Annotated in this window: 22 protein-coding genes and 2 pseudogenes; 18 read left to right on the forward strand and 6 right to left on the reverse strand. The window is 64.5% G+C overall.

Annotation, left to right across the window (positions count from 1 at the left end; all coding sequences use genetic code 11):
* The first annotated feature begins 27 nt into the window (after positions 1–27).
* Positions 28–1,620, forward strand: a complete 1,593-nt coding sequence (locus QRN67_RS00200; RefSeq protein ID WP_285409694.1) for an esterase/lipase family protein — start codon at positions 28–30, stop codon at positions 1,618–1,620.
* A 22-nt stretch (positions 1,621–1,642) separates the two neighbouring features.
* The gene (locus QRN67_RS00205) at positions 1,643–2,179 is read left to right on the forward strand and encodes a cysteine hydrolase family protein (RefSeq protein ID WP_285409696.1); all 537 of its coding nucleotides are present in this window, start codon (positions 1,643–1,645) and stop codon (positions 2,177–2,179) included.
* A gap of 225 nt (positions 2,180–2,404) precedes the next feature.
* Here QRN67_RS00205 and QRN67_RS00210 read toward each other — a convergent pair.
* Positions 2,405–2,521, reverse strand: a pseudogene (locus QRN67_RS00210) (metallophosphoesterase family protein); the annotation flags it as partial.
* 349 nt (positions 2,522–2,870) lie between these two features.
* On the opposite strand from QRN67_RS00210, the gene QRN67_RS00215 reads away from it, so the two are divergent.
* The 5 genes from QRN67_RS00215 to QRN67_RS00235 all read left to right on the forward strand — a co-directional run bounded on the left by QRN67_RS00215 (position 2,871) and on the right by QRN67_RS00235 (position 7,919).
* Complete coding sequence (locus QRN67_RS00215; protein ID WP_285409699.1) at positions 2,871–3,452, forward strand: hypothetical protein; 582 nt, start codon at positions 2,871–2,873, stop codon at positions 3,450–3,452.
* Between the two features lie 15 nt (positions 3,453–3,467).
* On the forward strand, positions 3,468–3,848 hold the full coding sequence (locus QRN67_RS00220) for a hypothetical protein (RefSeq protein ID WP_285409700.1): 381 nt from the start codon (positions 3,468–3,470) through the stop codon (positions 3,846–3,848).
* Between the two features lie 68 nt (positions 3,849–3,916).
* Positions 3,917–4,426 carry a hypothetical protein gene (locus QRN67_RS00225; RefSeq protein WP_285409701.1) on the forward strand — a complete coding sequence of 170 codons (510 nt, stop codon included), beginning with the start codon at positions 3,917–3,919 and terminating at the stop codon, positions 4,424–4,426.
* Positions 4,427–4,536: 110 nt separating this feature from the next.
* On the forward strand, positions 4,537–5,754 hold the full coding sequence (locus QRN67_RS00230) for an HlyD family secretion protein (protein ID WP_285409703.1): 1,218 nt from the start codon (positions 4,537–4,539) through the stop codon (positions 5,752–5,754).
* Positions 5,751–7,919 (forward strand): peptidase domain-containing ABC transporter, encoded by a 2,169-nt coding sequence (locus QRN67_RS00235; RefSeq protein ID WP_285409705.1) that lies wholly within the window; start codon positions 5,751–5,753, stop codon positions 7,917–7,919. The genes QRN67_RS00230 and QRN67_RS00235 overlap by 4 nt, the downstream gene beginning before the upstream one ends.
* On the opposite strand, the pseudogene QRN67_RS33280 reads toward QRN67_RS00235, so the two are convergent.
* Positions 7,910–8,160, reverse strand: a pseudogene (locus QRN67_RS33280) (hypothetical protein); the annotation flags it as partial. The gene QRN67_RS00235 and the pseudogene QRN67_RS33280 overlap by 10 nt on opposite strands.
* Positions 8,161–8,301: 141 nt before the next feature.
* Here QRN67_RS33280 and QRN67_RS00245 point away from each other — a divergent pair.
* The 8 genes from QRN67_RS00245 (at position 8,302) to QRN67_RS00280 (ending at position 15,072) form a co-directional block, all read left to right on the forward strand.
* Positions 8,302–8,973, forward strand: coding sequence for an amino acid ABC transporter permease (locus QRN67_RS00245; protein WP_081267197.1), 672 nt, complete (start codon positions 8,302–8,304; stop codon positions 8,971–8,973).
* 28 nt (positions 8,974–9,001) lie between these two features.
* Positions 9,002–9,655 carry an amino acid ABC transporter permease gene (locus QRN67_RS00250; RefSeq protein ID WP_081267196.1) on the forward strand — a complete coding sequence of 218 codons (654 nt, stop codon included), beginning with the start codon at positions 9,002–9,004 and terminating at the stop codon, positions 9,653–9,655.
* A 61-nt stretch (positions 9,656–9,716) separates the two neighbouring features.
* Positions 9,717–10,514 (forward strand): transporter substrate-binding domain-containing protein, encoded by a 798-nt coding sequence (locus QRN67_RS00255; protein WP_285409707.1) that lies wholly within the window; start codon positions 9,717–9,719, stop codon positions 10,512–10,514.
* A 25-nt stretch (positions 10,515–10,539) separates the two neighbouring features.
* Positions 10,540–11,295: an amino acid ABC transporter ATP-binding protein gene (locus QRN67_RS00260; RefSeq protein ID WP_285409708.1), complete on the forward strand. Its 756-nt coding sequence runs from the start codon at positions 10,540–10,542 to the stop codon at positions 11,293–11,295.
* Complete coding sequence (locus QRN67_RS00265) at positions 11,295–12,044, forward strand: sugar phosphate isomerase/epimerase family protein (RefSeq protein WP_285409709.1); 750 nt, start codon at positions 11,295–11,297, stop codon at positions 12,042–12,044. Before QRN67_RS00260 ends, QRN67_RS00265 begins: the two co-directional genes overlap by 1 nt.
* 10 nt (positions 12,045–12,054) lie before the next feature.
* On the forward strand, positions 12,055–13,008 hold the full coding sequence (locus QRN67_RS00270) for a sugar kinase (RefSeq protein ID WP_081267192.1): 954 nt from the start codon (positions 12,055–12,057) through the stop codon (positions 13,006–13,008).
* 5 nt (positions 13,009–13,013) lie between these two features.
* Positions 13,014–13,997 (forward strand): 2-hydroxyacid dehydrogenase, encoded by a 984-nt coding sequence (locus tag QRN67_RS00275; protein ID WP_285409710.1) that lies wholly within the window; start codon positions 13,014–13,016, stop codon positions 13,995–13,997.
* A 52-nt stretch (positions 13,998–14,049) separates the two neighbouring features.
* Complete coding sequence (locus QRN67_RS00280; protein WP_081267190.1) at positions 14,050–15,072, forward strand: LacI family DNA-binding transcriptional regulator; 1,023 nt, start codon at positions 14,050–14,052, stop codon at positions 15,070–15,072.
* Between the two features lie 282 nt (positions 15,073–15,354).
* On the opposite strand, the gene QRN67_RS00285 is transcribed toward QRN67_RS00280, so the two are convergent.
* On the reverse strand, positions 15,355–17,007 hold the full coding sequence (locus QRN67_RS00285) for a GMC family oxidoreductase (protein ID WP_285409711.1): 1,653 nt from the start codon (positions 17,005–17,007) through the stop codon (positions 15,355–15,357).
* Between the two features lie 102 nt (positions 17,008–17,109).
* Positions 17,110–18,615: an FAD-dependent oxidoreductase gene (locus QRN67_RS00290; protein ID WP_285409713.1), complete on the reverse strand. Its 1,506-nt coding sequence runs from the start codon at positions 18,613–18,615 to the stop codon at positions 17,110–17,112.
* A 46-nt stretch (positions 18,616–18,661) separates the two neighbouring features.
* Between QRN67_RS00290 and QRN67_RS00295 the strand changes: the two genes are divergently transcribed.
* From QRN67_RS00295 to QRN67_RS00305, 3 genes are all read left to right on the forward strand, one after another.
* Positions 18,662–19,150, forward strand: a complete 489-nt coding sequence (locus QRN67_RS00295) for a MarR family winged helix-turn-helix transcriptional regulator (RefSeq protein WP_106933947.1) — start codon at positions 18,662–18,664, stop codon at positions 19,148–19,150.
* A gap of 53 nt (positions 19,151–19,203) precedes the next feature.
* The gene (locus QRN67_RS00300) at positions 19,204–19,851 is read left to right on the forward strand and encodes a response regulator transcription factor (protein WP_081267187.1); all 648 of its coding nucleotides are present in this window, start codon (positions 19,204–19,206) and stop codon (positions 19,849–19,851) included.
* A 92-nt stretch (positions 19,852–19,943) separates the two neighbouring features.
* On the forward strand, positions 19,944–20,519 hold the full coding sequence (locus QRN67_RS00305) for a hypothetical protein (RefSeq protein WP_285409714.1): 576 nt from the start codon (positions 19,944–19,946) through the stop codon (positions 20,517–20,519).
* 12 nt (positions 20,520–20,531) lie between these two features.
* Here QRN67_RS00305 and QRN67_RS00310 read toward each other — a convergent pair whose 3' ends face one another.
* Complete coding sequence (locus tag QRN67_RS00310; protein ID WP_285409716.1) at positions 20,532–22,373, reverse strand: ATP-binding response regulator; 1,842 nt, start codon at positions 22,371–22,373, stop codon at positions 20,532–20,534.
* A gap of 111 nt (positions 22,374–22,484) precedes the next feature.
* Positions 22,485–23,015 carry a hypothetical protein gene (locus tag QRN67_RS00315; protein WP_285409718.1) on the reverse strand — a complete coding sequence of 177 codons (531 nt, stop codon included), beginning with the start codon at positions 23,013–23,015 and terminating at the stop codon, positions 22,485–22,487.
* Positions 23,016–23,020 lie beyond the last annotated feature (5 nt).

Below are 23,020 nucleotides of genomic sequence, written 5' to 3' on the forward strand. Positions count from 1 at the left end.
TAGACCAAAGACAAGGCGGCAAGGTTCATGAGCAGCAATCGCTATCCCATCATCTACGTGCGCGGTTACGCCATGACCGAGGCCGAGCGCGACGACACCGCCGCCGATCCGTTCTGCGGCTTCAACGTCGGCTCCACCGTCTACCGCGCCACGGTCAAGAAAGAAGCGCCGGCGCAGAAGTTCGTCTTCGAATCGCCCGTGGTGCGGCTGCTGGCCGACTTCCAGTACCAGAGCGTCTACCAGAACGGCCTCGACATCATCGACCCCGACTGGAAACCTTCGCCCGACGAGAACGGCAACGACGTCGACGGCATTCCCGCCGCCTCCTTCATCATCTACCGCTACTACGACGCAGGCTCTGAGCTGCTCGGCGACGGCCAGGCGCGCGACGTCAAGATCTATGCGCAAGGCCTGAGCCAGCTGATTCTTCGCGTGCGCGACCTCGTGGCGCTGCGCGAAGGGCCGGGTTATTCGAAGGACGACTTTCGCTGCTACCTCGTCGCGCATTCGATGGGTGGGCTGGTGGTGCGCGCCTTCCTGCAGAACCCCGCGCTCGGCGACGCGGCCGCGCGTGCCTGCGTCGACAAGGTGTTCACCTACGCCACGCCGCACAACGGCATCGACATGGGCGGCATCAACGTGCCGGCCTGGCTCTCGGTGGCCGAGATGAACACATTCAACCGCGAGAAGATGTCCGACTTCATGGCCACCGCGCCGGTCAACGGGCGCATGGACTACCTGCCGGCCTCGGCCTTTCCGGCCGAGCGCTTCTTCTGCATGGTCGGCACCAACCGCGGCGACTACGAGACCGCCAAGGGCCTGTCGCGCATGTTCGCGGGCCACGGCAGCGACGGGCTGGTGCGCATCGAGAACGCCTCGCTCTGGTCGCTCGACGATGCCGGCAACACGCAGCCGGTGGCCACCGCCTTTGCCTACCGCTCGCACTCGGGCTTCTTCGGCATCGTCAACTCCGAGGAGGCCTACCAGAACCTCACGCGCTTCCTGTTCGGCGACGTGCGCGTGGACATCTGGTTCGACATCGACGGCGTGACCCTGCCGCCGGACCTGCCCACCGGTGCCGACGTCGATGCGCTCTACCAGGTCGAGCTGCTGGCTGCGCCGCGAGGCAAGCGCTGGTACCTGAGCCGGCGCGTGGCGGAAGAAGACTCGCCGGCCTGCCGCACGCACAAGGAGCTGACCGACCCCGCCACCGCCGCCCGCCGCGCGGTCTATCTGTCGACCGTGTTCCTCGCCAACAGGGCCCGCGTGAAGCAGGACCGCCCGACGCTCGCCTATGCCATGACGCTGGGCGTGCGCGTGCCCGACTACCAGGTCAACAACAAGTTCTGGCTCGACGGCCATTACGAGGGCAGCTCGCTGTTCCGCGACACGCTGGTGATCGAGCTCGCGCCGCCCGCCGCGGACGACCCCGCGCAGAACTGGAACGTCAAGTACGGATGGCAGACCGACACGGCGGGGCAGGCTTCGCTGCCGATGAACCCCACGCAGCTGGCCAGCGGCAAGCTGCGCTTCACCGTGCCGCTTTCCAGCCTCGGCGCTGCGCCGGCGGCGCCCGGCATCACCGGGAAAGTACGGCTCGAAGTGAGCGCCTGGAACTGAGGCGCGCCGCTACGATGGCTGCATGAAAACAGCCGTCCTCGTCATCGATGTGCAGCGCGGTCTCTGCGACGACCCGCCGCGTCCCCATGAAGCCGCCCAAGTGGTGCAGCGCATCAACGCGCTCACGGCCCGGGCGCGCGCGGCCGGCGTGCCGGTGGCGTTCATCCAGCATGAGAACGCGGTCGACCTCGTGTTCGACTCCGAGCGCTGGCAGCTCGTCGGCGCGCTGGACACCGACTCGCGCGACGCCAAGCTGCGCAAGACCACGCCCGATTCGTTCCTGCGCACGCCGCTCGATGCTTGGCTGTCGGAACACGCAGTGAAGCGCGTGGTCGTCTGCGGCTACTCGTCGGAGTTCTGCGTCGACACCACCGTGCGCCGCGCCGCCGCGCTGGGCTACGAGGTGGTGCTCGCGGCCGATGCGCACACCTCGCACGACAAGCCGCACGCCACCGGTGCGCAGATCCGCGCGCACCACAACGCCACGCTCTCGGACATCACCAGCTTCGGCGTGCCGATCCGCGCAATCGCCAGTGCTGAAGTCGTCTTCGGCGACTGAGTGAGATCGGTCTTGGGGAATGCGGCTGGTGGCGAGGGAACTGGCCCAGTCCGGCCTGCCATTGGCCATCGCGAGCGCCGCCATGCTCGCATGGTCTTAGGGCACTGCAATGAGTGTTGAGATCCAGCCGATGTCCCGCCGCTTGGCGATTCGACCGCATGTGGAAGTGGGTAAATGTCGTCGTAAACATTAGGCCCGTGCGGTTTCCAAGGGCATCAACAGCTATGAAAGACTGTCGCCGAGATTGAAGATCGCATCCGCGCCGCTTCGGCCGATGTCATCAACGACGGCTTCGAGCGCGGGAAGATTTCCGTGGATGTCGGAGACGATGGCGACGCGCATCGCGACGTGATGGTGAACGATCGATTCAATCGCATTCGTACCACAGCCACCATGTCGACAGCAGAGCATGCCGCTGTTCGAGCCCTCTCGATCTATTTCGATGCACGATTCGCTTGTAATTGTGAGCAATTTATTGCTTTTATAAAGTATTCGGATGCTCGCACTTAAGCACAAGAAATGCGTTGACAGCGACAACTAAGTTGAATCTAATCCGTGACGGCAAATAACCTCACTCACGATGAACTGACCCGAATCGGGCGTATTACGGTCGTCCTGCATGCAAATGCATGCAGGAGACTGCTGGTATGTACAAAGCGGATTTCTAGAGAGATGCAGGGAAGGATTTGCAATGAAGTTTCGCCAATGCAGCGTGGCAATCTTTGCCGCCGCTGCGGTGCTTATGTTCGCCCCAAATGCCCGAGCCATACAACGGGCCGAGTTGATGCTCGAAGTCGGAAAGTGGAAGGTATTCCGGGCGGATGCCAAGGAAGGCACTGGATCGAGTTGTTTTGCCATCTACGGGCGTGAGGCGGATGTCCAGATGTGGCCCATAGGCCTCTTCCTCAAATTCCCCGAAACTGTGGATCAGGTTGATCTTGCTTTTGACCATGGCGCATTTCGCGGATTGCGGCCTACGTCTGCGGAGGAGCGAAAATTCAATCTGGTTCGGCTCGCGGATGAGGAGCTCAAAAGCCTTCTCGGTGCGAGGGAAGTGCGGGTAAGGATATTGACCGAGAGCAAGCAAAAGCTCAGCCGCACACTCGAGACATCAGGGGCCAAGGAGGCGCACGCGTACCTTGTTTCCGGCTGTCCCGGCAAGCCGCCGCAGGCCCCGCCCAAAGGATGTGAGGCGGGGCTGGAGCAAACGATGCGTGGTCGAGGCGTATCCGAAGACGATATCGCCGAACTTTGCGGTAAGCCGTCTGTGTAGGTTCGGAATAAGAACATGAATCCTCTTGAAAAAGGGGTTGCGGCAATGCGAGCGGTCTCGTATGCGATCTCTTCGTTTCTTCTCTTTGCGTGCTCCGGTATTGATGAAGACAGTTCTGCAAGATCCTCAGAGTCTTGGAGAGTTGCGAAATACATCGAGGATGGCACGAAATTCTGCACGCCGACGGCCATCCTTATCCCTGGCGTCGGACCCGATCAAGCCGAGAAATTGTGCCGATGCATCAATCAGGCCGCGGTGAACGGAATCGATGCACACGATTTGTCGGATCTCAAAATAACCCACGTGGACGTGAGAAGAAGAATGATGGAGAGCGTGGATGCTGCAGGAGCACGCTGCCGTAGCGAAGCAGGAGTCAGCCAGCAAAAGCCGCGTTAGGACCAGGATCCTGATTCATTTCGGGAGATTGGTAGAGCTTGTTCAAATTTTTGCCAATGGAGGTTTCAATGACTGGTAGTGATCGGTATACAGACGGCGAGGTTCGCCTTCTGACGGAAGAAGAGGTTCTGCATATCTCTGGAGGTTGGGGACCGCAGGAATTGATAGAAATGGGCCAACTCCCGCCCGTGACCGTGACTGGCTCTCGCGAATGGGGCGGTGGCGGGTACATGCCCGCAGGATTCTGGGGTGATCTCGGAAAGATCGGAATCGGTTTCGGGATTGGCTCCTACCAAGCTGAGCAATCGGCAAGGCAGGCCAATGAAAAGGATATCTCCGACAAGTTCATCAGCCCTACATCGGGGATTGGAGTCAAGGCGGGAGAAAGCGGTACTCCGCATCCTGTCTTCATCGACAGTCGATTCGGCATGGCGCTCGGCGTCGAGTTGAACAATGGCTTTTATGCCGCCGACAGGGACAGGAATGGAGCGTATGACTACGTGATATCCCCTCCCTGGACCAATAACAGCGGCAGGGTCATGACCTACGAGCGAGGGGTATGGGGCTTCAAGTGGTAGATGTGAAATGAATCGAATCTGCCGTGCCTTCTTTTTGTGCCACGGCAGATTTTTCTCAATCGATTAATTCTTGACGGGACAAGTTGTCAAATTTATTCAGGTCGGCTGCCTTGGAGCACCAGCGCACTCGGCTGTACGGCGTCGTTGAGATAGCGGACGACAAAGGAAGAGCGCTCATCGCGTACGGTCTCGGAGTTCTGGGCGCCGTACTCGTGATCGTTGCAGCCCTTTCCCAATATGCCCGCACGGAAATTGTCCCTGGCGTGGTCGCAACCACGCAGGCAACAGCCAAGGTCTTCGCTGGCAAGCCGGGGGTTCTCAAGAAACTGGCCGTCAAGGAGGGAGACATCGTCGAAGCGGGCCGAGTCCTGGCCACCGTATCGGTCGATACCGCATTCGGCGATGGCGGACATGCGGCCGCGGACGGCTTGTCGCTCTTGGCCAAGCAGAAGGAGTCGATTCACCACCAGAAAGCGATCGGCGAACGGGCGATCGAGCAGGAGAGAGCCAAGCTGCTTCAAGCCGTCTCGCAGAGTTCAGTGGAGGACGCCAATCTGGCCTCGCAAGCAATGCTGCAGGCCCAATTGGTGGCATCCGCGGAGCATTTGTTCGAGCTCAGCAATCGCGTCGTTGGAGAAGGCATCGTCTCGCGCTTCGACCACGAAAGGCGGCGACAGGCTTACTTACAAGAATCTCAGAAGCTGCGTCAGATCGAGCAGCAGCGCCTGCAGAACGCAACCCGGCGGCAGCAGTACGAAGCCCAACTGAAAAAACTTCGCATCGATCACGAGAAGCAGGTCTCCGAACTAAACGGAAGTCTCGACGTGATCGAGCAGCAGCGCGTCAAGCTCAGGATTGATGTCGACTACGACATCGTGTCGCCCATCCGCGGGCGTGTCACCTCCGTGCAATATGCGCCCGGAGCCAATGTTGATACACGTGTTCCGCTACTGGTCGTTCTTCCCGAAGATGCGAGGTTCCTCGTGGATGCATACGCGCCTTCCAAGGCCATCGGCTTCGTTCGGCGCGGGCAGAAGGTTCGCTTGATGTACGACGCCTTTCCCTACCAGCGGTTCGGCTCATTCGACGGGACAGTCGACGAGATTTCGAGGTCGATCAGTATCCCCGGCGAACTCGATGTACCGCTCAAGCTTCAGGAGGCGGCATACAGAGTCAGAATCACCGTGCATCAACAGGAAATAGGAGCTTACGGTGTGACCCATCCTCTTCAGTCCGGCATGACCCTCAAGGTCAGCGTCGTGCTGGAAAGAAGGAGTTTGTTTGGCCGTGTGCTCGAGCCCTTCCACGCAGTGAGGGCTCGTTCGTGAGGCGCAGTACCGGTTTCTCCCCGGAGAATTTTCTGCGCCAGTCCGAAGCGGGCGAATGCGGCCTGGCTTGTCTTGCCATGGTGGCTTGCCATCACGGCAAGAAGATCAGTCTGTCTGGCATCCGTCGATTGTTTCCTGTCTCCTCACGCGGCACAACGATCAAGACCTTGATCGGGATCGCCGATGAAATCGGTTTCCATACGCGGGCGCTGCGAAGCGAACTCTCGGGCGTCGCGGGCCTGCAGCTTCCTGCGATCATCCACTGGGACCTGAATCACTACGTCGTACTGACACGGCTCGTCACCAAAGCAGGGAGTCGGGCGTTCGTTATCGTCGATCCGGCCTGCGGCTTTCGGGAGTTGCCGGAGAGCGAGTTCTCGAAGCATTTCACCGGCATCGCCCTGGAACTGACGCCAGGCGGGGAGTTCAGGCGTGAGCAAAGCAAGACTCGACTTCGGATCGGGCAACTCTGGTCTCGAATCCAAGGGGTCGGGCCGGCCATCGCCAGACTCTTGATCCTCTCGCTGCTGATCCAAGCCGTGGCGCTGGCTTCGCCGTTCTATCTTCAGACGGCGATCGACAGTGTGATGCCTGCGCAGGACAAGGACCTGGCGGTCGTGTTGTTCGCGGCCTTTCTCGGCCTTTTGCTGATCAGTACTGCATCGTCTTGGTTGCGAGCGCAGTTGGTCATTTCGTTCAGCAGCAAGCTGTCGCTCCAGACTGCTGCCAATCTGTTCCGACATACGATTTTTCTTCCGATCTTGTGGTTCGAAAGGCGCCATCTGGGTGACGTCATCTCCCGATTCGGGTCGGTGCAGCCCATCAACGACCTGTTGAGCAAGGGACTCGTGTCCAGCATCGTCGATGGCCTCCTTGCCGTCACGACGCTTTGCCTCATGGTGCTTTATTCACCGGTGCTGGCGGCTGTGTCGGTCGCGGCCGTCCTGCTCATCGGTTTCGTCAAGGTCATTTACTTCAATACCGCGAAGCTGGCGAGCGACAGCATGCTTGCGGCACAAGCGCAGGAAAGCAGTTCATTCATCGAGAGCATTCGGGCCGTGGCAACCGTGAAGGCCTTCTGCCAGGAGAAGAACCGGCAGCGTGTCTGGCAGAACCGGAAATCGGAATTCATCGATGCCTCGATCAGGAGCGGCAAGCTGTCCGCAAACTTCGATGCCGTCAGTTCGGGTATCACGGGTCTTGAGACGCTCGTCTTCATCTACGTCGCGATCCAGCTCGCGATGGATGCGGCCATGACTCTGGGCATGGTGTTCGCTTTTCAGGCTTACAAGCAGAACTTCATGGGCACCGTGGTTCGATTGATCGATCAGGTGATGAACTTCAAATTGCTGGATGTTCACCTGGATCGACTATCCGATATCGTATTTGCCACACCCGATTGCTTCTCCGAGCCATCACATGCAGGCGAGGTCTCCCCATTTCAAAGCATCAAGCTCCAAGGCGTGTTTTTTCGATATGCACGCGACGTTCCACTGATTCTCGAGAATCTGGACCTCGACATATTGCCGGGGGAGACTACGGCGATCATCGGCCCTTCTGGCGTGGGGAAGTCCACGCTGCTCAAGGTGGTGTGCGGTCTGCTGGAGCGGCAAGCCGGAGAGTTTCTGATCGATGGCATCCCGTTGGAAAAGTATGGTGTGCGCAAGTTCAGAAATCAGTTGGGCGTGATCAGCCAAGACGATGCGCTGTTTTCTGGCTCTCTTGCGGAGAACATCACCTTCTTCGATCCCGACTACGACCAGGATTGGCTGTTCGACTGCTGCCGGCAGGCGGCGATCCACGATGACATCGTCGCCATGCCGATGGGCTACGAGACTTCTGTGGGTGACATGGGCTCGAACCTTTCCGGCGGACAAAAGCAGAGGATTCTTCTAGCGCGTGCGCTCTACAAGAAGCCGACCCTGTTGGTCATAGATGAAGGAACGGCACACCTGGACGCGAAAACTGAGGAAATCGTCTCGAACAATATCGCGAAGCTCGGCATCACGAGGGTCATCGTCGCGCATCGACTGGAAACGATCCGCGCGGCGAAAACCGTGCTCGAGTTCTCAGCCGGCAGATTGACGCCGCGTGAGCCCCGAACTGCACAGCTGGAATCGACAGCGCCTGCTCAGTCTCCCCCGAGCGCCAGATCACGGTCGTAACAGTAGCTGTGCTCGAAGTCGTCGCGCGTGGGGCGGCGCGGATCCTCCAGTGAGAGATATGTCATGACCGGCATGCGGTGGTACTCGATCTGCCTGTAGCGCAGCACGGCCGCGTCTTCGGAATGGTCGCTCATCAGCGGCTGCATCAGGTGGGGCCCAGTGGGCGGCGATGCGTGGCGCGCGGTGCCGTGCCACGTGCGACAGAAAAAGTCTCGCGCTGCTGCGCGTCGGAGCTCGCGAGCTGCGGATGGTTTCAGTAGGGCTTCGCAGTCGGCAGAAGGTTGGACAAAACGACCACCTAGGGGAATCCCTAATCGGGTCTGAAACCGGTTTCATATAAGCTGCAAGCATTGCTTTCGAGGCTCGCACGCGCTCGCCCACCATGAACTACCAGTTTCAATTCGACGCCGTCTTTGCCGCCTGGCCGCTGCTGCTCAAGGGCACGTGGATCACGGTCCAGCTCTCGCTCATTGCCACGGTGCTGGGCCTGGTGGTGGCCATCTTCTGTGCCTGGGGCAAGACTTCGGGGCCGGGCTGGCTGCGCTTCGTCATCAACGCCTACATCGAGGTGATCCGCAACACGCCGTTCCTCGTGCAGCTGTTCTTTTTCTTCTTCGCGCTGCCGGCGATCGGGCTGCGCTGGTCGCCGCAGACGGCCGCGCTGGTGGCCATGGTGGTGAACCTGGGCGCCTACGCCACGGAAATCATCCGCGCGGGCATCGAGTCGATTCCCAAGGGGCAGATCGAGGCGGGCAGGGCGCTGAACCTCAAGCCCTGGGAAATCTTCCGCTTCGTCATCATCAAGCCGGCGCTCAAGGCCATCTATCCGGCGCTCACCAGCCAGTTCATCCTGCTGATGCTGAGCTCGGCGGTGGTGTCGGTCATCTCGGCCGACGACCTGACCTCGGTGGCCGCCAACCTGCAGTCGCAGACCTTCCGCAGCTTCGAGATCTACATCGTGGTCGCCGCCATCTACCTGGCGCTGGCGCTCGCCTTCTCGGCGATGTTCAAGCTGATCTACAAGCGCACGCTCAACTACCCGGACCGCCGGTAAGCCCAGACGACGGACGGAGCACAACACCATGCGTACCTTCGGTTTTCCCGAATTCCTTTTCATCCTCGAAGCGGCCAAGTGGACGCTCGCGCTGTCGGCCATCGCCTTTGTTGGCGGCGCGATCCTGGGGCTGGCCATCGCGCTGATGCGCACGTCGGAATCGACGTGGGCGCGCGGCATCTCGACCACCTTCATCCAGATCTTCCAGGGCACGCCGCTGCTGCTGCAGCTGTTCCTGGTGTTCTTCGGCGCGCCGGTGCTGGGGCTGGACATCAACCCGTGGGTGGCCGCGGGCGTGGCGCTCATCCTCAACAGCGCGGCCTTCCTCGGCGAAATCTGGCGTGGCTGCATCGAGGCCATTCCGCGCGGGCAGTGGGAAGCGGCCGAGGCGCTGAGCCTCAAGTACAGCTCCCGCATGCGCGACGTGGTGCTGCCGCAGGCGCTGAAGATTGCGCTGGCGCCCACGGTGGGCTACGTGGTGCAGATCATCAAGGGCACCTCGCTCGCGGCCATCATCGGCTTCGTCGAAGTGACGCGCGCCGGGCAGATCGTCAACAACGCAACGTTCCAGCCGCTCATCGTGTTCTCGGTGGTGGCCGCCATCTACTTCGTGATCTGCTGGCCGCTGTCGCTGCTGGCCGCGCGCATGGAGCGCAAGCGCGCCCGCGCGCTGGCCCGCTGATTTCCTTTTTTCTCGTTTTTTCTTTCTCGTCGTTCCTTTCTTTATTCAGGAGACATATTCCATGACCCGTACCACCACCCGCCGCGCGGCGATCGCAGCCCTCGGCCTCGGCGCCGCCCTGACCGTGTTCGCTCCCTTCGCTTCCGCGCAGAGCGTGGCCGACATCAAGAAGAAGGGCGAGATCACCATCGGCATGCTGGTCGACTTTCCGCCCTACGGCACCACCGACGCCAAGAACCAGCCCGACGGCTACGACGCCGACGTGGCCAAGCTGCTGGCCAAGGACTGGGGCGTCAAGGCCAACATCGTGCCGGTGACCGGCCCGAACCGCATTCCCTTCCTGCTGACCAACAAGGTCGACCTGCTGGTGGCTTCGCTGGCCATCACGCCCGAGCGCGCGAAGCAGGTGCAGTTCTCGCAGCCCTACGCGGCCGCCACCATCGTGCTGTACGGCGCGAGCAAGACGCCGATCAAGGCCGCCGCCGACCTGAAGGGCCTGCGCGTGGGCGTGGCCCGTGCGTCCACGCAAGACGTGGCCGTGACCAAGGCCGCCCCGGAAGGCACCGAAATCCGCCGCTTCGACGACGACGCATCGGCCATGCAGGCGCTGATCTCCGGCCAGGTCGACGCCATCGGCTGCTCGGTGACCGTGGCCGCGCAGATCGCCAAGCGCGTGCCCGCCAACACCTTCGAGAACAAGTTCACGCTGGTGCAGCAGTCGATGGGTATCGCCATGCGCCCCGGCCAGGAAGAGCTGCACAAGGCGGTGAACGATTTCGTGCAGAAGAACACCGCCAACGGCGAGCTGAACAAGCTCTACCAGAAGTGGCTGCAGGCCGATCTGCCGAAAATGAACTGAGACCCGAGCTGAAGGAAATCCTGGCATGACGACGGAATCGATCATCCGCATGGAAGCGGTCAACAAGTGGTACGGTGAATTCCAGGTGTTGACCGGCATCGACCTGTTGGTGCGCCAGGGCGAGCGCATCGTGATCTGCGGGCCCTCGGGCTCGGGCAAGTCGACGCTGATCCGCTGCATCAACCGGCTGGAGACGGTGCAGAAGGGCCGCATCGTGGTCGATGGCATCGACCTCACGGCCGGCGGCAAGAACATCGACGCGGTGCGCGCCGAGGTCGGCATGGTGTTCCAGCAGTTCAACCTGTTCCCGCACCTCACCATCCTGGAGAACTGCACGCTCGCACCGATGCGCTCGCGCGGCATGACCAAGGCGCAGGCCGAGGAAATTGCCATGAAGTACCTCACGCGGGTGCGCATTCCCGAGCAGGCCGGCAAGTACCCGAGCCAGCTCTCCGGCGGCCAGCAGCAGCGCGTGGCCATCGCGCGCGCGCTGTGCATGACGCCCAAGATCATGCTGTTCGACGAACCCACGTCCGCGCTCGACCCCGAGATGGTCAAGGAGGTGCTCGACACCATGATCGGCCTGGCCGAAGACGGCATGACCATGCTGTGCGTGACCCACGAAATGGGCTTCGCCCGCAGCGTGGCCGACCGTGTGATCTTCATGGCCGAAGGCAGGATCATCGAGCAGGCGCCGCCCGAAGAGTTCTTCGGCAACCCGAAGGATGAGCGCACGCGCCAGTTCCTCGGCCAGATCCTGAGTTCGCACCAAGGCCACTGATGTCCTTCGAGGTCCTGATTTCTCTGTCGTCCTTCGGCGCGGCCGAGGTGGGCCGGCACGGCCAGCTCTGGTGCTCGCAACTGGCATTGGCCGCCGGTGCTGATTCGGTGGAGGTGCGCGGCGAGATGCTGCGCGACGCCGACGCGGAACTGCCCGCGCTGAACGGGCTGGCATCCGTTTACTCCAGCCCCGAGGGCCTGTGGGCGCAGGGCGGCTGGCTCGACAGCGCCGCGCTCAAGCGTGGCATCGCGGCCGCCACGCGCGTGGGCGCGAAGCGGCTCAAGATGTCCATCGGCGACTTCCAGGCTTCGTCGCACGGTTCGCTCTGGGGCCTGAAGGTGGAGCTTGCGGAGACACGCGTCGAACTCGTCATCGAGAACGACCAGACCGTGCGCGCCGGCACGCTGGCCGCGCTGCAGACCTTCTTCGACGTGGCCGACCGCGCCGGCGTTTCGCTCGGCATGACCTTCGACATGGGCAACTGGCACTGGGTGGGCGAATGCCCGCTGCAAGCCGCGCAGGCACTCGGCCACCGCGTGCGCTACGTGCATTGCAAGGGCGCGCAGCGCCTGCCGCACAAGTGGGTGGCGGTGCCGCTGGGCGATTCCGTGGCGCCGTGGCGTGCCGTGCTGCGCGCGCTGCCGGCCGACGTGCCGCATGCCATCGAATACCCGCTCGTGGGCGACGACCTTCAGGCCGTCACCCGCGCGCAGATCGACTTCATCCGCGCCGCGCGCGCACAGAGCTAGAACAACAGACATGACAGAACCCACCGCCTTCGACGTCGCTCTCTTCGGCGAAGCCATGCTGCTGCTGGTGGCCGACCGGCCGGGGCCGCTGGAGGACGCCCAGTCGTTCCACAAGCGCACCGCCGGCGCCGAGACCAACGTGGCCATCGGCCTCTCGCGCCTGGGCCTGAAGGTGGGCTGGGCCAGCCGGCTGGGCACCGACTCGATGGGCCGCGCGCTGCTGGCCGCGATGCGCGCCGAAGGCATCGACTGTTCGCACGTGATCACCGACGCCACGCAGCGCACCGGCTTCCAGTTCAAGGGCCGCGTCACCGACGGCAGCGACCCGCCGATCGAATACCACCGCAAGGGCTCGGCCGCGAGCCACATGGGCCCGGCCGACGTCGACGAAGCCTGGCTGCGCTCGGCGCGCCACCTGCACGCCACCGGTGTGTTCGCCGCCATCTCCGACACCAGCCTGCAGGCCGCGCTGAAAAGCATGGACGTGATGCGCGCGGCCGGCCGCACCATCTCGTTCGACACCAACCTGCGCCCCACGCTGTGGTCGTCCACCGACACCATGCGCCACTGGGTCAACGAGCTGGCCTCGCGCGCCGACTGGGTGCTGCCCGGCATCGAAGAAGGCCTGCTGCTCACGGGCCACGACAAGCCCGAGGACGTTGCCAGGTTCTACCGCGAGCGCGGCGCGAAGCTGGTGGTTGTGAAGCTCGGCGCGGCGGGCGCCTACTACGACAGCGACGTGGCCGGCACCGGCCGCGTCGACGGCTTCCCGGTGAAGGAAGTGATCGACACCGTGGGCGCGGGCGACGGCTTCGCGGCCGGCGTGGTGAGCGCACTGCTCGAAGGCCGCAGCGTGCCCGACGCGGTGCGCCGCGGCGCCTGGATCGGCGCGCGCGCCGTGCAGGTGCTGGGCGACACCGAAGGCCTGCCGACGCGGGCGCAACTCGAAGAAGCGGGGCTCTGAACGCCATGACGCAGCAAAAGAACATCCTCGTCTTCCGGCCGCTGCCTGAAGACCAGCTCGCGCGCCTGCAGGCCGCGCACCATGTCACCGTGGCCGATCCGCGCAAGGAGCCCGAGGCCTTTGCCGCCGCGCTGCGCACCGCGAACGGGCTGATCGGCTCCAGCCACCCGGTCGATACCGCGCTGCTCGATGCGGCGCCGCAGCTGCAGGTGATTTCGAGCGTGTCGGTCGGCGTCGACAACTACCCGCTGGCCGAATTGCACAAGCGCGGCATCGTGCTGTGCCACACGCCCGACGTGCTGACCGAGACCGTGGCCGACACGGTGTTCGCGATTCTCATGGCCACGCAGCGCCGCGTGGTCGAACTGTCGAACCTGGTGCGCGAAGGCCGCTGGACCAAGAACATCGGCGAAGAACTCTTCGGCACCGACGTGCACGGCAAGACGCTGGGCATTCTCGGCTTCGGCCGCATCGGGCAGGCCGTGGCGCGCCGCGCCGCGCTGGGCTTCGGCATGCCGGTGCTGTACCACGCGCGCCGCCCGGTCGACCTGGCCACGCAGGCGCCCGAGTTGCAAGGCCGCGCCACGCACACGCCGCTGGACGACCTGCTCGCGCGCGCCGACATCGTGGTCGCGATGCTGCCGCTGACCGACGCCACGCGCGGCATGATCGACGCCGCCTTCTTCGCGCGCATGAAGCCGGGCGCCGCCTTCATCAACGGCGGCCGCGGCGCCACGGTGAACGAAGACGCGCTGCTGAACGCACTCGACCGCGGCACGCTGCGCGCGGCCGGCCTCGACGTGTTCGCGAAAGAGCCGCTGCCGGCCGATTCGCCGCTGCGCACACATCCGCGCGTGACGCCGCTGCCGCACATCGGCTCGGCCACGCACGAGACGCGCCACGCCATGGCCGAGCTGGCGACGACCAATCTGCTGCAGGTGCTGGCCGGCGAGAAGCCGACGGCGCCGTACGACACGGCAAGCGCATGACCGGTGCCAGGCTTTTTTCCCTCCCCCGCAGGGAGAGGGCAGGAGCAAGACCATGAAGCCCACCGGCCGCGCCACCATAGCCGACGTCGCCGAGGCGGCCGGTGTCTCCAAGGCCACCGTCTCGCGCTTCCTCAACCACCGCGAGCGGCTGCTGAGCCCCGACATCGCCGCGCGCGTCGAGGTGGCCATCGCCAAGCTGGCCTATTCGCCAAGCCCGATGGCGCAGGCGCTGAGCCATGGCCGCTCGCGGCTCATCGGCCTGATCGTGGCCGACATCACCAATCCGTATTCCGTTGCGGTGCTGCGCGGCGCCGAGAAGGCCTGCCAGGACGCCGGCTACCTGGTGATGCTGTTCAACCTCGGCAACGAGAGCGAACGCGAGCGCGAAGCCATCGATGCGCTCGCGGGCTACCAGGTCGACGGCTTCATCCTCAACACGCTGGGGCGCGGCAGCAACGTGGTCGACGCGGTCACGCTGCACGGCAAGCCCGCCGTGCTGGTGGACCGCCGCCACACCGGCATGCACACCGACTTCGTCTCTCTCGACAACCATGCCGCGATGACGGCCACCTGCGGCCATCTGGTCGAGGGCGGGTATCGCGAGCTGCTGTACGTCACCGAGCCGCAGAAGGGCGTGAGTTCGCGGCGCGAGCGCACGGCCGCATTCGGCGCATGCGTGGCGGCGCACGAGCCGCGCGTGGCGGGCGAGATTTTCGAATGCGTCGAGGGCGAGAGCGATGCGCTCGACGAGGCCCTGCGCGCGCTGCGCCAGCGCGCCAGGCGCGGCCGCCGCGCGGCGGTGGTCGCGGGCAATGCGGTGGTCACGCTGCGCGTGGCGCAGGCGATGGCACGGCTGGGGTGGCAGTTCGGCAGCGACCTGGGCTTCGTCGGCTTCGACGATCCCGAATGGGCCTCGCTCATAGGTCCCGGCCTGAGCACCGTGGCCCAGCCCACCGACGCCATTGGCCGCACGGCGGCAACCTGCCTCATCGAGCGGCTGCGGGGGCTGGAGGAGCCGCCTCGTCAGTTGTTGTTGCCTGGGGAACTGGTGGTGCGCGGGTCTTCTCACGGCTAGGTGGCTGTCTTCTTTCGGGGCGCGCTCACGCCGACGGGGTACCTTGCTCCGCGAATGTCCTCCGGCCTGCGGCCTCCCCCTTTATTTCGCTGCGCAAGGCACCCCGCCGTCGTGAGCGTCCTGAGCACTGGTTGATCGAACGACACAACGGCAGCGCTCGTTGTGCACAGGGCGCCGGGTGCTCCCCGCAGCGAAATAAAGGAGGAGGCCGCAGGCCGGGGGACATTCGCGGAGGGGAGTACCCGGTGGCCTGTGCACGCACCCCCGAACAACGCACAAGCATCAAGCAACAAGAGACCGAGCATCCTGCACAGCACGGTCAAAAGTGATCGGCCCCCGCATCCAGTCAGCCGCACGCTCGGCGATCATGATCGTCGGCGCATTGGTGTTTCCGCCGATCAGCGTCGGCATCACCGAGGCATCGACCACGCGCAGGTTCGCGATGCCGTGCACGCGCAGCTTCGCGTCGACCACGGCCATGGCGTCAGTGCCCATCTTGCAGGTGCCCACCGGGTGATAGATGGTGTCGGCGCGTGCGCGGATGTGCCGCTCCAGCTCTTCGTCGGTCTGCACGTTCGCGGTGTAGAGCTCGCTGTGCCGGTAGGGCGCGAGGGCAGGGGCGCGCAGTATTTCGCGCATCTTCTTCACGCCCTGCAGCAGCAGCGCCACGTCCTGCGCGTCGGACAGGAAGCGCGGGTCGATGCGCGGCGCGGATGCCGGGTCGGCGTCGTGCAGCCGCACGTCGCCACGTCCGTTGGGTCGCAGCACGCATGTGTGGCACGAGAAGCCGAAACCTCCGTGCAGCTTGCGCGCATGGTCGTCCACCAGGCTGATCACAAAATGCAGTTGCAGGTCGGGCCGGCGCAGCTCGGGTGACGACTTGATGAAAGCGCCGCCCTCGGCAAAGGGCGTCGAGATCAGGCCCTTGCCCGTGCGCCGCCACTGCGGAATGGCCTTCACGAAATTGAAGAGCCCCGCAGGCCCCAGTCCGGGCAGGCCCTTGGCCTTCGTGCGATACGACAGGATGAAATCGACATGGTCCTGCAGATTGCGGCCCACGCCCGGCAGCGCATGCCGCACCGCGATGCCGTGTCGCTGCAGTTCCTGCGGGTCGCCGATGCCCGAGAGCATCAGCAGCTGCGGCGAGTTGAACGCGCCGCCGCACAGCACCACCTCGCGCCGCGCCGAGAGCGTGTCGATGTTGCCGCCCCGGCGCACTTCGACGCCGGTGGCGCGCCGGCCGTCGAGCAGCACGCGCTGCGCCTGCGTGCCGGTCAGTACCGTGAGGTTGGGCCGCGTGCTCATCACCGGATGCAGGTAGGCCGCAGCGGCCGAGCAGCGCTCGCCGTTCCTGTCGCCACCATGGAACTGCGTAACCTGGTAGAGCCCGGCGCCTTCCTGCACGCTGCCGTTGAAGTCGTCGTTGCGTGGAATGCCGCACTCCATGGCGGCGCGCACAAAAGCCTCCGTGATCTCGCGCGGCGACTGCTGGTCCGCCACCTGCAGCGGGCCGTGCGCGCCGTGCATGGCGCTCTCGCCGCGCTGGTTGCCCTCCGCATGCTTGAACCACGGCAGCACGTCGTCGAACGACCAGCCCGCGCAGCCGGCGCGCTCCCAGTCGTCGTAGTCGCCAGGGTGGCCGCGCACGTAGAGCATGGCGTTGATCGCGCTCGAGCCGCCGAGGCAGCGCCCGCGCGGCTGGTAGCCGCGGCGGCCGTTGAGGCCCGGCTGCGGCACGGTCTGGTAGGCGTAGTTGTTGATGCGCGGGCGCCCCGACAGCATGGCCGCCGCGCCGGCCGGTGCCCGCACCAGCACGCCGCGGCCGTCGCCGCCGGCCTCGATCAGGCAGACCTGCACGGCGGGGTCCTCGCTGAGCCGCGCGGCCAGCGTGGCGCCGCCGGAGCCGCCGCCCACGATCACGTAGTCGAATTCCATGGCGTGTCTCTTCCTTTTGTTATTTGCCGCCTGCGCTCGCTCTGTGGAGCGGACGAATGCGACTGTAGGAATGAACGCGGGGGCGGGGCTTGGCGTTTTCCCTCAGTGCGGCAGGCCCAGGCCAACGGCCTGCAGATAGGCCTCCAGTGCCTCGATGCGGGCCGAGGCCACGATGGCGCCGACATAGCCGTCGGGGCGCACCAGCACCCAATCGCCGGGCATGGGTTCGTAGGCTTCGCGGAAGTGGCCGCCGTTGTCGTGCAACTCGCCCCCGTCGCCGAAGGCATGAATGTGCAGGCCCGACCGTGGCGCGATGCCGCGGCGATCGGTCTCCCAGCCCAGCAGGGTCCAGTGCGCACCCTTGAACAACTGGAACAGGCGCGTCGGTTGTCCGGCGGCGCCGCGCACCGGCGCATCGGGCGCGCGATCGCCCGCGCACAGACGGCTGCCGGCGCGTTCCGGCTGCTCCATCGCGAGCGACGACCCGGGGTAGCCCAGGTCGAGCTGATGCACCTCGCGTCCGCGCCGCATGTCGCCGCGCTTCGCATCGACGAGCAGCTTCGTGGAGAGCCCGAGCACTTCCGCCGCAACCGGGCGACGCTCTTCCTCGTAGCTGTAGAGCAAGGTCTTGGGAGCGCCAGCTGCAACGGCCGCCAGTTTCCAGCCGAGGTTGCAGGCGTCCTGCACGCTGGTGTTCAGTCCCTGGCCGCCCGTTGGCGGATGGACGTGCGCGGCGTCGCCGACCAGCAGCACGTTGCCTGCCCGGTAGCGGTCGGCCAGGCGAGCGTTCATCTGAAAGGCCGACGCCCACGAGACCGAGTGGATCCGGATGTCGTTGCGGCCCGTGCGCGCGGCGACCATGGCAGAGAGGCCCTGCGCAGAAAGATCGATGTCGCCTTCCAGCGGAATCGGCGCCTGCAGCTGGAACAGCTGCGTTCCGGCGAGTGGGCAGAGGGACATCTGCGCATCCATCGAGCCCTCGTTGAAACGGTGCCAGGCTTCGCGCTCCAGGCCGGACAGCACGACATCGGCCACCACCGCGCGCACGCCCAGCGTCTTGCCAGGAAAGCCGATGTCCAGCGCATGCCGCACGAAGCTGCGGCCACCGTCGGCGCCGACGAGAAAGCGCACGCGAAGCGTCTCTTCGCCTGCCGCACTGGCCAGCCGCGCGGTCACGCCGCTTTCGTTCTGCTCGAACGCCACAAGCTCGCAGCCGAATGCCGGTCGGTGTCCGAGCTCGGCCAGCCGCTCGCGCAGCACGCCTTCGGTGAGGAACTGCGGCACCATCAAAGGAATGCCGTAGGGCTCCGCTGGCGTCGGTGGCGTATGCGTCATCACCGTCGAATCGACATGGCTACCGTCGGGGTGGTATTCCCGCGAGGGCGGATACAGGCCGCCGGCTGCGACGACCCGGTCGAGGATGCCCATGTCCTCGAAGACTTCCTGCGTTCGCGGCTGGATTCCCTTGCCGCGCGAGCCCTGGAAAGGCGCGTCCATCTTCTCGATGAGTCGGAAGGAAACACCCCGCCGCGCGAGGTCGATGGCGAGCGTGAGACCGGCTGCGCCGGCGCCGCAAATGAGCACGTCCGTGGAAAAGTCCTGGGTCATGGCAAGCTCCGATGTGTGTAATATGCACCTATTAGGAGCGGATGCTATGCCAAAGAAAATAAATGTGCAAGATGCACATATCTCCGCGCAGCTGCGCGCGTTGCACGGTGCGTTGCTCACCGTGGTGAGCGTCATGAACCGTCCGCAGCGAGACGAGGCGATGGTGCGCGAAGCGGGCATTTCTCTCGACCGCGCGTTGTTCCCGCTGCTGGTGGGCATCGAACGGGTCGGGCCCATCGGCGTGGTCGAACTCGCCGACCGTGCCGGGCGCGACCACACGACGGTCAGCCGGCAGGTCGCGAAGCTGGAGAGCCTGGGCCTGGTCGAGCGCCAGGGCGGCGCGCACGACCGGCGCGTGCGCGAGGCGGTCGTGACGCCTAAAGGCAAGGCGATGACCGATGCCGTCGATGCGGCGCGCGAACGGCTTGCGCGCGGCATCTTCGACAAGTGGGAGCCACAGGATTTCGAGGACCTGGTGCGGCTGCTGCAGAAGTTCGCGGCGGACATCGAAGGCGCACCCGCGGGCGGGAAGTGACCGCGCGCAGGGATGAGCCGGAGCTGCTATCGGCTTGCGGCCAGAATCGGCGGATGCCCTCCACGATTCTGCTGATCGACGACCACGCCATGTTCCGCGAAGGCCTGCGCCTCGCGCTGCGGGAGGCGCAGCCGTCGATGACCATTGAAACCGCCAGTACCGGCAGCGAAGCGTTGCAGGCGTTGTCCGCGCTGCCCGTGCTCGATGCCGTCATGACCGACTACTACCTGCCCGACCTTGGCGGTGCCGCCCTGGTGCAGCAACTGCACCGGCGCAGGGGCGGGCTGCGCATCCTGGTGCTGTCGGCCTCCGAAGATCCGCATGACGTGGAGACCGCGCTCGAGGCCGGCGCGCAAGGCTTCGTCCACAAGTCGGCCGACAGCCGGCAGTTGCTGGATGCGCTGCGCCGTGTGGTCGGCGGCGAGCAGAACGTGGTGCATGTGTCGCCACAGGGCGCTTCGCCGCTGCCGGTGCTGTCGATGCCGACCGACAGCCTGAGCCAATTGACCGCGCGGCAGACCGAGGTGCTGCACCTGCTGTGCGAGGGCCTGCGCAATGCGCAGATCGCACAGCGGCTGGAGACCTCCGAGAAGACCGTCAAGGCCCACATCTCCGCGATCTTCGCGGCGCTCGGCGTGTCCAACCGCACGCAGGCCACGATCGTGGCGCGCCGCGCCGGCATGCTGGGCAAGCCACGCTAGGCAGCGCGGCAGCCCTTTCCGCCGGCCGCCTTTACCCGCGGTTCACCCGGCAGACAACTTGTGCCGCTCCGCACGTGGCTCAATCCGGCCTCATGCATTCGGACGCAACGGTATTCACGGAGATGCGCTTCTGGGGCCTGGTGCTCTGCTCGCTGGTGCTGCCCACCGCCATCTTCATCATGCTCTTCGTGCGGCGCGAGTTCTCGAAGGTCACCGTGCTGGGCTTCGGCCTTCTGCTGATCCTGCTGGCGGGCGTGGACATCTTCCTGCTGCGCGCTCTGGCCACCATGGCCCGGGCCACGCCGTCGCTGGCCGACGACCTGGTGTTCTCGTCGGCGCTGTCGATCGCGCTCTATATCTTCCCGGCCGCCTTCGGCACCTTCGGCCTCAACATGGTCTCGCATGTGCTCATGCACTACCTGAAGCAGAAGGAGCTGCGCTTCGAGCGGCACCAAGTGCCGCAGCGCCAGCGACAGACCGGCGCGCCTTCGCGGACTCGCGCACCGGCCGTGCGGCGGATACGGCCACAAGCCGATGCTGAGGAAGATGCCCGACCCGATGAATCCCCAGGCCGTGCGCCTGGCTCGCGCTGGCTCCACGCCAGTCCGGGCGTTCGCCGGCGGCGAGGCGCCGCGGCGCGCCCGCCAAGTGCATCGAGATCTTCGTGAGCAGGAACAGCATCAACCCGGCTCTGCCTCTCGAGGCCGAGCGTTCCCGTCGGCCGCGAGCAGCAGCCTGTCGACCCACTCGCGCAGCGCACCCACTTCCACCGGCTTGTGCAGGATCGGAATGGAACGCGCGGCCGCTTCGATGAGGCGCGCAGGATCGGTGTCGCCGCTCACCAGCAATGCGGGAATCGCAGAGTCGTTGTATTCCTCGTGCAAGCGGTCGATGGCCTCGATGCCGGTCTCGTGATCGCGCAGGCGATAGTCGCTCACGATCAGCCCGGGCTTGCCGGGTACCTCGGCTATCTGCTCGACCAGTTCGTCCGGCCCGGCGGCCGCGATCACGCGATGCCCCCAGCTTTCGAGCAGCAGCCTCAGCCCTTCGCGGTTCTGCGCGTCGTCGTCGATCACCAGGATCAGTTGCCCTGTGGCCGGCTTCGCGTGCGCGTGCGTGGCGGCGACGGATGCGCGCGCTTGCGTGGCGGCTGTCACGCCGCCCTCGGCACCGGTGATGTCCGGCGCCGATGCCTGTTGCTGCGCATCGACGCTCAGCATGAAGACCGTGCCGCGGCCCTCGGCCGAGTGCAGCGACAGCGGGTGCCCCAGCAGCGCGGCGGTGCGCCGCACGATGGCGAGGCCCAGGCCCAGCCCCTTGCCGCGGTCGCGCTCGGGATTTCGCAACTGATGGAACTCCCAGAAGATGCGTTCATGCTCGTGCTGCGGAATGCCCGGGCCGGTGTCCCAGACCTCGATGCGCACCGCGTCGCCGCCGCGCCTGCGGCAGCCGATCAGCACGCGCCCGTGTGGTGTGTGCGCTATGGCGTTGCTCACCAGGTTGCGCAGGATGCGCTCCAGCAGCATCGGGTCCGAGCGCACGAAGGCGGCGCAGGGCCGCACTTTCAGCACCAGTCCCTTCTGCCGGGCCTGCGGCGTGTATTCGGTGCGGATCTGGTCGAGCAACCGGTCGAGCGAAAAACCCTGGATGCGCGGATGGATCACGCCCGCATCCAGCCGCGAGATATTGAGCAGGGCATCGAACAGATGCCCCATCGCGGCACTGGCCTTGGTGATGTTGTCCAGCAGGTAGCGGCCATGCGACGACAGCCGCTCGTTTGCCAGCAGGCCGAGGAAAAGGCTCATCGCGTGGACCGGCTGCCGCAGGTCGTGGCTCGCCGCCGCGAGAAAGCGCGACTTCTCCAGGTCGCTGCGTTCGGCGGCTTCCTTTTCAAGGCGCACTTGCTGCAGCAGCGCCAGGTTCTCATAGCCCAGCCGCAGCGCGTTCAAATGCGTGCGGTTCATGCGATGGATGAAGGCGACAGTAGCCACCAGATAGGCCGCGCCGCTGGAAACCAGCGCCAGGTTCACCGCCGAAGGCTGGGCCGCGAGCGCTATGAAGGTCGGCGCAAAGGTCGGCACGACGAACGCATACACGGCGGGCAGCACCATGTAGTTCGAATACGTGGCGCCGGTGCCCAGGCCGAGCAGTATCACGAGAAAAAAGAGTTGGTACTCCAGTGGGACGAAGAAGGTCCAGTAGGCGAACGGCAACCCCCACAGGATGCCCGAGGCGATGTTGCCGAACACCATCTGCCGCAGCCATCGCTCGCCCGCCCCAGGGCGGCTGCGCGTCCGCGCGTAGTACAGCATCGCGCCGAACCGGAAGGCCGCGACGAGCAGCGTTGCCGAAATCCATGCGGCCACCTGCGTGCGCGACACGACCGCCAGCATCACGTACGCCACCACGCAGGCCGAGATGACAGAGCCGGCCAGCGCGAACGGGAAGCTGCGCAGGAGGACGGAGAGTTGGACTTCGAAGATGCGTTCGGATTCGGACGGGGAGGAGGGGGAAGGAGTCATGTGGATTCGCCTGGACTCAGACTTCGGAGCGTGTTCAGGCGCTATCGAAAAATAGCAGGGAACGAATTCGATAGCCGGTTTAAATCGTGTGGACGATGACTTGGCGCATGCCTATGGCGCTCGAGTTTTGGGTGGCAGCAGGCCACAGAATACATTTTTTATCATTCCGTCCTCAGGATGCTCACTGCTCAAGGCCAAGGTGTAGGAGGTGATCTTCTTCTTTCCGACTGTCATTCCCATCATTTTGGCCTCCCCGTTATGGCGAAGATAGACGATTATTCCGTCGAAGCCTTCTTCTATAAATTCATCCTTGTAATTTTTAAGAATTTTCTGCAGTTTCTTTTGGCTGCTCCAATCCTTTTTCAGAAACACTCTCTGAACCAATTCATTGTCGATGTTCTTTGGGCGCTTCTTCATGTAAAGCCGAGATTGCCCCACTATCCAGTTGCCGTTGCAAGTTGTCGCTTCGTCGCTAAAGAATTGTTCAATTTTCTGGTCGACCACCTTTCCTTCGGCCGATTGGTCCAGATTCACCCAGACGGCGTAGGGGCCATAGACGTACCCCGCCGATACTGAAGAAATGGCCAAGGCACCTGCTAAAAAAAGTAAGGTAAATCGAATGTTTCGAATAAAAAATGACATGATTT

This window comes from Variovorax sp. efr-133-TYG-130 (genome assembly GCF_030208835.1).
Taxonomy (GTDB): domain Bacteria; phylum Pseudomonadota; class Gammaproteobacteria; order Burkholderiales; family Burkholderiaceae_C; genus Variovorax.